This window comes from Vibrio sp. Vb1554 (assembly GCF_033344235.1).
On the sequence record NZ_JAWPOJ010000043.1, the window covers coordinates 1 to 11864 of the forward strand.

The 11864-nt window shown below is 47.3% G+C and carries 9 protein-coding genes; 6 read left to right on the forward strand and 3 right to left on the reverse strand.

What is annotated here, in order from left to right:
• A partial coding sequence (gppA, locus tag R8N28_RS22010; RefSeq protein ID WP_318183433.1) for a guanosine-5'-triphosphate,3'-diphosphate diphosphatase occupies nucleotides 1-1347 on the forward strand: 1347 nt, incomplete at its 5' end.
• A gap of 172 nt (nucleotides 1348-1519) precedes the next feature.
• Nucleotides 1520-3163: a sugar nucleotide-binding protein gene (locus tag R8N28_RS22015; protein WP_065274957.1), complete on the forward strand. Its 1644-nt coding sequence runs from the start codon at nucleotides 1520-1522 to the stop codon at nucleotides 3161-3163.
• A 223-nt stretch (nucleotides 3164-3386) separates the two neighbouring features.
• On the opposite strand, the gene R8N28_RS22020 is transcribed toward R8N28_RS22015, so the two are convergent.
• From R8N28_RS22020 to recQ, 3 genes are all read right to left on the reverse strand, one after another.
• On the reverse strand, nucleotides 3387-4061 hold the full coding sequence (locus R8N28_RS22020) for a 7-cyano-7-deazaguanine/7-aminomethyl-7-deazaguanine transporter (protein WP_005378770.1): 675 nt from the start codon (nucleotides 4059-4061) through the stop codon (nucleotides 3387-3389).
• Nucleotides 4062-4295: 234 nt separating this feature from the next.
• Nucleotides 4296-4601: a DUF3630 family protein gene (locus tag R8N28_RS22025; RefSeq protein ID WP_005378772.1), complete on the reverse strand. Its 306-nt coding sequence runs from the start codon at nucleotides 4599-4601 to the stop codon at nucleotides 4296-4298.
• A 9-nt stretch (nucleotides 4602-4610) separates the two neighbouring features.
• Nucleotides 4611-6446, reverse strand: a complete 1836-nt coding sequence (gene recQ / locus R8N28_RS22030) for an ATP-dependent DNA helicase RecQ (RefSeq protein WP_005451195.1) — start codon at nucleotides 6444-6446, stop codon at nucleotides 4611-4613.
• 178 nt (nucleotides 6447-6624) lie between these two features.
• On the opposite strand from recQ, the gene rarD reads away from it, so the two are divergent.
• The 4 genes from rarD to ggt all read left to right on the forward strand — a co-directional run bounded on the left by rarD (nucleotide 6625) and on the right by ggt (nucleotide 11040).
• Entirely contained in the window at nucleotides 6625-7542 is a 918-nt protein-coding gene (rarD, locus tag R8N28_RS22035) for an EamA family transporter RarD (RefSeq protein ID WP_005382912.1), read from the forward strand.
• 71 nt (nucleotides 7543-7613) lie between these two features.
• Entirely contained in the window at nucleotides 7614-8411 is a 798-nt protein-coding gene (locus tag R8N28_RS22040) for an AraC family transcriptional regulator (protein WP_005382915.1), read from the forward strand.
• Nucleotides 8412-8502: 91 nt separating this feature from the next.
• Entirely contained in the window at nucleotides 8503-9162 is a 660-nt protein-coding gene (locus R8N28_RS22045; protein WP_005378776.1) for a LysE family translocator, read from the forward strand.
• A 111-nt stretch (nucleotides 9163-9273) separates the two neighbouring features.
• A complete protein-coding gene (gene ggt / locus R8N28_RS22050; protein WP_262635497.1) occupies nucleotides 9274-11040 on the forward strand; it encodes a gamma-glutamyltransferase in 1767 nt (588 codons plus the stop codon).
• Nucleotides 11041-11864: the final 824 nt, after the last annotated feature.

Genomic DNA, 11864 nt, shown 5'->3' on the forward strand with positions numbered 1-11864 from the left:
GAACATAATTCTCTTAGTATGGAAGCTATGCAGCGAGGATGGGACTGCTTAAGTCTATTTGCGGAACGCTTGCAGGACATTCCTAAACAAAACATTCGCATCGTCGGTACTGCAACATTACGTACCGCGACCAATGTAGATGTGTTTTTAGAAAAGGCTAACCAAATTCTAGGCCAGCCTATCGAAGTGATTACTGGTGAAGAAGAAGCTGCCACTATCTATAAAGGTGTCGCTCACACCTCTGGCGGTAGTGGTCGTCGCCTTGTAGTCGATATCGGTGGAGCAAGTACCGAACTGATTATCGGTGAAGGTTTCGAAGCCAAAGCACTGACCAGCTTAAAAATGGGCTGCGTGACTTGGCTTGAAAACTTCTTTAAAGATCGCCAATTGAATGCTCGTAACTTTGACGCGGCAATTGAAGGAGCGAAACAGACCATCCAGCCGATTTTAGAACGTTATACTGAAATTGGTTGGGATGTGTGCGTTGGTGCATCAGGCACTGTTCAGGCATTGCAAGAGATAATGCTGGCGCAAGGTATGGACGAAGTAATCACTCACTCCAAACTCAAGCGTCTACAGAAGCAAGCCATGTTGGCCGACCATTTAGAAGAGCTCGATATTGAAGGCTTAACACTTGAACGTGCATTAGTGTTCCCTAGTGGCCTCTCTATTTTGATTGCCGTTTTTGAGTTGCTTGAAATCGATGCTATGACACTGGCTGGCGGCGCACTACGCGAAGGCTTAGTGTATGAGATGGTTGAAGAGCTTCGTCAAGAAGACATTCGTGCCCGCACTATCGCTAGCGTACAAAATCGTTATCAGCTCGATCACCAATACGGCGAACAAGTCGCTACTCTGGCACACACGCTTTTACAGCAAGCTGGGGGCGATGAGTGGATTACAGAGCCTCAGGGCAAGATATTACTCGAGACCGCCGCAAAACTGCATGAAATTGGTTTAACTATCGATTTCAAAAAAGGCGGAGAGCATAGTGCTTACTTGCTGCAGAATTTGGATCTGCCTGGTTACACGCGCGCACAGAAGTTCTTTATTGGTGAAGTGGCTCGTCGCTATCGCGAACAGCTCACTTCTTTACCTGAGCAGCATGCATTATCAGGCTCAAGTGCCAAACGAGTATTGAGACTGTTGCGTCTTGCGGTTCTACTCAGCCATCGTCGCAATCCTGATCTAGAGCCAAATGTGACTCTAACGGTTGAAGGCGACAATCTAACGTTACACATTGATGCGCAATGGCTAGAGAAAAACCCACTGACTGCGGCTGAGTTGGAAATTGAATCCAACCGTCAGACAGACATCGGCTGGCCATTAAATATCGTAGCAAAATAAGCGAATATCACTGCCTTACAATACTAAGGCCCAGGCGTTCGCTTGGGCTTTTTTGCTTCTACTTCCCCTACAAAACGTGCTGCCCAGCAAAAATCTCAGCTTCTCCGCTCTACATCGAAAAACAGCCATGCTTTATTGATAAACACAATTTAGCCAACCAAGATGCACCATCATGAAAACCGTTTTAATGACTGGCTTAACTGGCACCCTCGCCCCAAAAGTCGCTCATCAGTTTCACCTACGCGGCTGGAACATATTGGAGTGGAATCACCACCAAATCTCACCAGATGATCCAGAGCAAAGTGAACAATTTTGGCAGCAACACTACATCAATGCGGTGTGCCATATGGCGATGGGAAGTGAAGAGTGGGCAGCATGGCTCGGTGAACACTGCAAACAGCGCAACATTCCTTACCTCTTTGTCAGCACAGCAATGGTATTTGATGCCACAAAAAACGGGCCTTATGGCATCTTTGAAGAAAGAAACACCCAAGATGATTACGGCAAATACAAAGTTCGTTGTGAAGATGCAATCTGGCAAGCAAATCCAGATGCGATGGTTGCTCGAATTGGTTGGCAGCTCCATCACCAAGCAGAAGGCAATAACATGTTGGCGCATCTCGACCGCCAATATGAAGAGTACGGCGTTATTACCGCTAGCACAGCTTGGTATCCCGCGACTTCTCATATGGACGATACTGCACTCGCCTTTTTGCAGCTTATTGAGCGGAACGAAGCCGGTTTATACCATCTTGATAGCAACTTAAAGGATAAGTGGAATTTCTACGAACTCGTTTGTGCACTCAAGCAACATTACAACAAGCCATGGCAAGTGCTGCCAAGCAATGATTATCACCATGACCAACGTCTAACAGATGAACGAATTGCCTTGCCGCCATTGAGTGAACGTTTCAACAAGCCAGAGCAAATCAAACAAGCTGGCATCATAGGCATCAACTGGGGACGCACGCACATTCCCCACTATCGAAACAATGGTGTATCGGTCACAACGTTATGCGCCAACCAAATAGAACCGCTTCAGCAAGCGTGCAGTGAGGAAGCAATCCTAAAGGCAGAAACGAACATCAGCGCACTCAAACAACTCGATGTCGTGACCATCGCGACACCTGCGCATACTCATGCAGAGATCATAAAGACGTTAGGTTCAACCAAGCTGATTTGTGAAAAGCCATTGGTGGGATTGAATTCCGACATCACTCACTGGCAGCAACCGAACTCCAACCTATTGGTTAATTACGCCTTTGCTCAGCTAGAGACCGCCAAGACGATAGAGAAATGGCTCACCTCGCAAACCCAACCTTGTGTGGTCAATCTAATCACCCAAGTTAACCTACCGGGCACCTTCACACTCAAAGAGTGGTTTCTTGAAACAGCCAGTCACCCTATTTCTTGGTTGCTGCACTGCTTCGGAGACTACTCTCAGTCAACACTGATTGAGGAAAACGGCCAACTGATCGTTGAGCTGCAATGTGGCGACCACCAGCTAAGATTTGTATTTGAATTAACCGGTGAGCCGGGCATCGAGCACATTTTAACGATTCAATCCAACCAGACCTTAACCAGTAAAGGCTACTACCGTGTCGGCGAAAAATGGCGTTTCGAGCCCATTCTCGTTAATGGCAACGCGATAAATGATGGAGAGTACAGCGAATCTGATTGCTGGCAGGACGCCAATCAACGCAGTGTCGGTTTGATGCTGGCGATGTTCAATCAAAGCATCAGTTGGGAGAACGGCCTGCAACTTGGCGCCTTCGATGCGCAAAAAGCCATTTTGATTGAGAAGATGCTCCGTTAGCCATTTCACCAACTAGCTTCCTCTACGTTCCGTAACTTCGATAAAAAGGTCTCACTCGGGACCTTTTTTATTACTCCATTTTTACCTTTGTACAGCTTAGGGAGCTTTTGGACACCCATGATCTAATTACTCCCCATGCTGTACAAAACCCTCTAACCCCAAGTAAACAGGCACAAAAAAGCCGCTTGATTTGAGCAAGCGGCTTTCGGGGTTCCCACTGATATTAAGACTGAACGCTTGTGGTCACCTTAAAGTCAGGGTTCACCGCAGTCAGCTTCTTAATTAGGTAATTCAGTAGTACGCCATACATAGGAACGAACAAACCAAGACTAATAATCAGTTTGAAGCCGTAATCCACCAGCGCGATTTCCGTCCAATGCTCAGCCATAAATGGATCTGGGCTTTGGTAGAACGCAATGGCGAAGAAAGCGATGGTATCAAGTGCATTACCGAAAAGCGTTGAACACGTTGGTGCCACCCACCATTGCTTCATTTGACGTAGGCGGTTGAACACATGCACATCCATGATCTGACCAAGTAGGTACGCCATGAAGCTAGCAATCGCGATACGAGCAACGAATAAGTTAAATTCCCCTAGGTGGCCAAAACCTTGGAATTGACCTTCGAAGAACACCACCGATAAGAAGTAAGACACTGCCAAAGCAGGCAACATCACTAAGAAGATGATCTTACGTGCCAACTGAGCACCGAAAATACGCACAGTTAAGTCAGTCGCTAAGAAGATAAATGGGAAAGTGAATGCACCCCAAGTGGTATGGAAACCGAAGATAGTAAACGGTAGCTGAACTAGGTAATTGCTAGATGCAATAATGACTAGGTGGAATAGAACCAGATAGATAAGGGCGTTGCGCTGCTGCGCAGGGGTAAAGTTACTCATGCGATACCTTTTTAGTTTGGTTTGGGGGTGAGGGAACCCAAATCGAGTCACTGAATAAAGTGGCTCTTACCAACAATGTAAAATGAAAAATAAACTGGCTTGGCTCTTTCTGAGCGAAGCGGTGGGCGATTATACATTAACCACTTTTCGCCGCAAGTCGTCTGTTTGACGCAAACGTTTAAGCATAAAAAAGGGTGTTTCATGTGAAACACCCTCTCTAGAAAAATTCTATTTTTAGAAGCCGCGCTGGAACAACCCTGCAAGATAATCCAACTCTTCCCTGCTCTCTTCAATCGCTAACGCTTCAAACCAAATCGCTTCGCTGTAATGCTCTGCTTTCATAAACAGTCGGCAACCTTCAAAGTCAATCAACCAAGAGTGAATGTCCGCATCCCACTGTTTTTCCACCACAGTAGCAGAAAGCAAGCCGACTAAACGCTCACCTAAAGCAGGAAAGCTATCAAGGTCAAAGCTCGGCGCGGTAATGATTAAGCGCCCTTCTTGTGCCATGTAATCCGCTAAGCCAAATTCCTTTTGCATCTTGGTTCCTTATCCGTGGTGAGTAATGTGTTCTTGAATCAAATCGAGGAATGGATCGGCGTACTTCTCTAGTTTGCGCTGACCAACACCGCTGACTGCAAGCATTTCGCCGTAAGACGTTGGCAGAATTTCCGCCATATCAATCAGAGTCGCGTCACTGAAGACCACGTATGGTGGCAAACCATCTTCATCAGCAATCGACTTACGCAGCTTACGTAACTTAGCAAACAGCTTTTTGTCGTAGTTCTTGCTGGTCAGTTTGTCCGACTTCGCCGCACGTGCTGCGGTGTCTAAACGCGGAACCGCTAACTCTAGGGTCACATCGCCACGTAGCAGCGGACGCGCTTCTTCGGTAAGTTGCAGCGTTGAGTTACGCGTGATGTTTTGGAACAGCAGCCCTTTGTGGATTAACTGACGGAAGATACTCACCCAGTAATCGTGGCTGTGGTCGCGCCCTATCGCGTAGGTAGAAATCTTATCGTGGCCGTTTTCACGTACACGAATGTTTTGCATGCCACGTAGCACTTCCACCACGTAGCCCATACCAAAGCTCTGATTCACTCGGTACACACAAGACAACGCCTTACGCGCTTCTTCCGTGGCATCAAAGTGTTTCGGTGGATCTAAGCAAATATCACAGTTGCCACATGGCTTCTCACGATACTCACCAAAGTAATTCAATAGCACCTGACGACGACAAGTCTGCGCCTCAGCAAAGGCACTCATCGCATTCAGTTTGTGGGTTTCCACCTGCTTCTGTGGACCATCGTCTTTCTCATCCAACATACGACGCAGCCAACTGATGTCCGCTGGGTCATACAACATCATCGCTTCCGCAGGCAAACCATCACGCCCTGCACGACCGGTTTCCTGATAGTAGGACTCGATATTGCGCGGGATATCAAAGTGAACCACAAAGCGCACGTTTGGTTTGTTGATGCCCATACCGAATGCCACGGTCGCCACCACGATTTGGATATCATCGCGTTGGAAAGCTTCTTGAACGTAAGCGCGCTCATCGGCATCCATACCTGCGTGATAACCAGCAGCACGAATGTGGTTGTTGCACAGCTTCTCGGTCACCATCTCAACTTTCTTACGGCTACCACAATAGATGATGCCGCAATTACCTTTTTGGGTTTCAAGATAACGAACGATTTGCGAAACCGGCTTGTGCTTCTCAACTAAGTTGTAGCGAATGTTGGGACGGTCGAAGCTGCCTAGATAAACCTCTGGATTATTCAGTTGCAGACGCTCAAGAATATCTCGACGCGTTGCGTCATCCGCCGTCGCCGTCAGCGCCATAAATGGCACATGGGAAAACTGCTGCTTGAGTTGACCAAGCGCGGCGTATTCTGGACGAAAATCGTGTCCCCACTGGGAAATACAGTGCGCTTCATCGACAGCAATCATCGATAACGGCAGGTTTTCCAAGCGCTCAATGAAATCACGCATCAATACGCGTTCTGGCGAGACGTACACCAACTTAAGATGACCAGTGTGCATGCGGTTATACACGCTGAGCAGCTCTTCGCGAGGCATGGTCGAGTTAATGCACTCAGCCGCTACACCGTTGGCTTTAAGCTGGTCCACTTGGTCCTTCATCAACGAGATAAGCGGAGAAATGACCAAAGTAATGCCAGAGCGAACCAAAGCAGGGATTTGATAACACAGCGACTTACCGCCACCAGTAGGCAGGATAACTAAGCTGTCGCGACCTTCTACCGCAGCGTCAATCACCAACTGCTGACCATCACGGAACTCTTGGTAACCAAACACATCCTCCAACACACGTTGAGGCGTTACAGGCGAATCAGATTGTTCGGCTAACAAGGTCGAGGTCATGAAAAGTCTCAGATTGGGTCTTAAAAAAGAGGTGCTTATGCATACCACTGGCACACAAAGTGAGGGCACATTGTAATGGGGTTTCATGGTGAATAAAACCGCAAATTGTTAGGTGTTTCGCATCACGACTCGTATACTGATTTTCTGCTCTATAAAACACACAATTAGGTGACACTTCATGACACCAGAAGACGAACAACAACGCGCGCGGCAAGGCATCTTGCTAGCGATTGGCGCGTATACCATGTGGGGCATTGCGCCGATGTACTTTAAGTCCATCGCACAAGTATCTCCTTTGGAAATTCTCAGCCACCGAGTGATATGGTCTTTCTTTTTGCTTGCTGCACTCCTCCATTTTGGCCGTCACTGGCGCTCGGCTTACCACATCGCGAAAGACAAAACGAAAATCGCTTACCTGATCGCAAGTTCCATGTTAATTGGCGGCAATTGGTTGATTTTCATTTGGGCGGTAAACTCGAATCATATGCTCGACGCCAGCTTAGGTTATTACATTAATCCACTGATCAACGTCTTACTCGGGATGGTCTTCCTTGGTGAGCGACTGCGTAAATTACAGTGGTTCGCGGTTGTATTGGCAGGTTGTGGCGTACTCGTTCAACTGATTGTATTTGGCTCCGTACCCGTTGTTGCGATGGCGTTAGCAATGAGCTTCGGCTTTTATGGCTTATTAAGAAAGAAAGTCAGTGTCGATGCAAAAACTGGCTTGTTTATTGAGACATTACTTCTACTGCCAGTGGCCGCTGTTTATTTGCTTTTTGTTGCCGATACACCAACCTCAAATATGCTTACGAATCCACTTACGTTAAATAGTTTGTTGATCGCAGCTGGGGTTATAACAACCCTGCCACTGCTGTGCTTTACGGGTGCAGCAACAAGACTCAAATTATCGACTTTGGGCTTTTTCCAATATATAGGCCCAAGCTTAATGTTTTTACTTGCAGTATTGATGTATGGCGAACCCTTTACCATGGATAAAGCGATCACTTTCGTCTTTATTTGGGGAGCACTAGTCGTGTTTAGCTTTGATGGATTACGTAATAACCGTCGCTCACGCCGAATCGTTCAGCCACAGTGATCGTTTTTTACAAGACAAGTTAGAAATTGCCAGATAAGCTTGGTCATAATGTGACCAAGCTTTTTTATTTAATGGAACATATTCAGTACTACGCAACCGACCATGACAACTTGAGTCTAATAGAGGCGAAATACCAGAAATTTGCTTTTCAAAGGCATTACCATCTGGATTTTCATCTCGGCCTGATCACGCATGGTGCGCAGAAGTTCCAATACCAAGGTAACAGCCACCAAGTTGGTCACGGGCAAATTGTGATTATGCCGCCGGATGAGCTGCACGACGGGCAATCTAAGCTCGAGAGTGGCTACGAAGTAAATGTGTTTGCGATCGAACCTCACCTATTGAGCGATCTGGCTGATCTTAAGCAAAACGGTCAAATAATACACTTCAACGAACTGATCATCTCGGATCCCCAGATATTTTCACAACTTAGTAACTTACACGGGCTACTTCGTCGTGAAAACCTCAGCCAACTCACTAAAGATTGCCTTCCTTTTGAAGGATTTAACCAACTTTTTGATCGCTACGGATCGCTTGAGCGACAAAAAGTGGTGCCGCTAGGAAACCAATCGCTTGGGACGTTAAAAGATTATCTAATGGCTAACCTTGACCAAGCGGTGCGTTTGGATTCACTTTCAGAGCTGTGCCAACTGAGCCCAACTCAGTTCCAGCGCCACTTTAAAGCGCAAACCGGCATGACGCCTTATGCGTGGTTCGCACGCCTGCGCCTTGAACAAGGCATGAAGTTACTGCAAGCTGGTCAATGTGGTACCGACGTCGCCCACCAGATCGGTTTCTACGATCAAGCGCATTTCAGCAAAGCGTTTAAACAGACCTACGGCGTTTCCCCTTCTCAAGTGGCTCGTTAATTTCATTTACCGAGAAAGCTGTCAGTTTTTTACAAGCGCCACAGGTGACTTACCACGACAATAGCCGCATTGGTTAAATTTGAGATGTGTTATGAATGAATCCACCATATTGCTGACACTCGCCAGCATTCACTTTATTGCCCTAATGAGTCCAGGTCCGGACTTTGCGCTGGTCGTACAAAATGCGACGCGTCATGGTCGTCAAACTGGCTTGTACATTGCGTTGGGATTGTCCGTCGGTATCTTGCTACACTCTTTGTTCAGCCTGACAGGTGTGAGTTTTGTCGTCCACCAACACCCAGTGCTGTATTCCGTGGTACAACTGCTCGGTGGTAGTTACCTGCTCTACTTAGGAATTGGCGCATTGCGTGCCGTGATCTCGATGATCCAAAACCCACTGACGGATCAACCTAAGAAGCAAAATAACCTAGTGATCAGCAATAAGCGTCAAGCGTTTGCTAAAGGGTTTGCGACCAACATTCTTAACCCAAAAGCCCTGGTGTTCTTTGTCAGTTTGATGTCGAGTTTAGTCCCAGCAGGTATGTCGATTACTGGCAAAGGTATTGCACTGGTCATCCTGTTTGGCTTGTCGCTATTCTGGTTCTCTAGCCTTGCATGGATGCTGTCGACACAGCGCTTACAGCGTAAATTGCAACAAGCGGGTATCTACATCGACGGTCTATGCGGCGTGGTATTTACTCTAGTGGGCGGCAGTATTCTATACCAAACTATCAATACTTTTATCGGATAAAGTACTGATTTAAAAGCGTAGCACAATCGACATTTCTAAGATTGCTGACTCGACGTGACTCTCCATAACTGCCAAGCTCAAAGCACAAAACTGGCAACATGGAGAGTCATCATGCATTGGACGTTCAACCGACTCGTGACCACGGGTCTTTTTCTTACTTCCCCACTCGTCTTATCCACCTCAGCCTTTGCTAACCAAGCAGCAGATGCGGTTGCACCGGAGCACAGTACTGGCTTCGAGCAAAAGCAATTGGTCAAAGCCAAAGGTTATATGGTCACAGCAGCCAACCCACTTGCAACCCAAGCCGGGGCGGATGTTCTTGCACAAGGGGGCAATGCTATTGATGCCATGGTTGCCGTACAATTGATGCTGGGCTTGGTAGAGCCGCAATCATCAGGTATTGGTGGCGGTGCCTTCTTAGTGTATTGGGACAGTGAGAAACAAAAACTGACTACGTATGATGGACGCGAAACCGCACCGCTCGCCGCGACGCCGAAACTCTTTTTAGACGAAAAAGGACAACCCCTACAATTTTACGATGCGGTTGTCGGCGGGCGCTCCGTTGCCACTCCTGGTACAGTGAAACTGCTGTGGGACACGCACCAGAAATACGGCAAGTTGGAATGGAAAAAGATCATCCAACCCGTAATTACCTTGGCTGAACAAGGTTTCGAAGTTAGTCCTCGCCTCGCGAGTCTGATTGAAAAAGATGCCAAGCGCCTATCTCGCTTCCCTGCGACTAAGGCTTACTTCTTCAATCCAGATGGCTCACCAAAAGCCGAAGGCACATTGTTGAAGAACCCTGAATACGCGCAAACTCTGACGGCAATTGCAGAGCAAGGGGCAAAAGCTTTCTATCAAGGCGATATCACCACAGACATCATCAAGACAGTACAAAATGCGCCGGGCAACCCTGGCGTATTGGCACAACCTGACTTTGATGCGTTCCAAATCAAGCAACGTGAACCGGTTTGTGCGGCTTACCAAAGCTATGACATCTGCGGCATGGGACCACCTAGCTCTGGCGCATTGACGGTTGGACAGATTCTCGCGATCACCGAACAATACGATCTTAAAGGTTGGGGAGCCGAAAGCGCAAAATCATGGCAAGTGATCGCTGATGCATCGCGCCTTGCGTTCGCGGATCGTGGTAAATACATGGCTGACCAAGATTATGTGCCAATGCCAACCGAAGGCTTGCTTGATAAAGATTATCTCAAACAACGTGCTGAGCTGATCCAAGTCGGTAAAGCGTTGAGTAAGGTTGAAGCCGGCAACCCTCCTTGGTCGCACGCCATGGACTTAAGCATGGACCAATCGATCGAGTTGCCTTCCACCAGCCATTTCAATATCGTCGATAAGCAAGGCAATGTGGTTTCAATGACAACAACCATCGAGAACGCCTTTGGCTCACGCTTGATGGTACGCGGCTTCTTGCTCAATAACGAACTGACCGATTTCTCTTTCCGCACGCATCAAGATGGTGTGCCAATCGCGAACCGCTTAGAACCGGGAAAACGCCCACGTTCATCCATGGCACCAACCATTATGATGAAGGATGACAAACCTTACATGGCAATTGGCTCACCGGGTGGTAGCCGCATTATTGGTTACGTCGCACAAGCCATTATCGCCCACACGCAATGGGATATGGACATCCAAAGCGCGATTAATCAGCCACGATTGCTGAACCGTTTTGGCACCTTAGATATTGAGCAAGGTACCGCCGCAGAGGGCTTACAGCCTGCTCTGGAGAAGATGGGCTTTAAAACCGATGTTCGGGATTTGAACTCTGGTCTGCATGCGATACGAATAACAAAAGACGGTCTTGAAGGCGCTGCGGATCCAAGACGTGAAGGTGCCGCTATCGGGCAGTAAGAGTCTTTCGCTCGACCCCTTGTGCGAGATCTCTCACAAAGGGTTGAGCAAACCTCTCTTTTTTAATGGTAAAACCGTACAGAAAATAGCATAAGCCATTGAATTTAATACTCATGTATCTTTTTTGAACGCTAAGAGAGTTAAAAAATGTGAGATTAGCCCGTTGTTGGAAATCGTTAAACACGTAATATTAAACCTGTCGGAAGGATGTTGACACGGAACAGGAAACACCACGGACTTGGTGAACTTCAGGAAGAAGAAACGGTTATTCAGGATGAATAGTCGGGCATGGATTGCAAAATTGGACATTGAACGGAATCAATAGTGACTAGGATGGTTGCTACTAAGGACGGGAAATGGACACCTCTGGACGAGGCAAGGATTTGAACATCAGGATGATGTCAGGGACACCGCTCAGGGAACAAGTGATGAGAGCTAACGAGGATAGTTAGCAGACCAGGATAAGGTCATTAAGGACACCGCTAGGAAGGCGACGTAAGGATTAAGCTGACGGATTCAGCACACTATCATGGATTAGATGCATGGAGCACTCTTAGTAGCTGGATTGCTGCGAGTAAGACTATAACCCCGATGGGCGCAAGCCCTCGGGGTTTTTCTTTGCCTAAAGTTTTTCTCATCTGCACCGTTAAATCGCGCTTTCGAATTCCATTTTTTTACTGCTTTATCGACGCCAAAACCGCACAAACAAAAAGAGCCGCCGAAGCAGCTCTTAAGTTGATGATACCAATCACAGTAAATAAGTGATCAGAAATAGCGTAGGGAAAATGCTTGAGAACAAGGCGCAATTTTTCGATAAGTAGTTA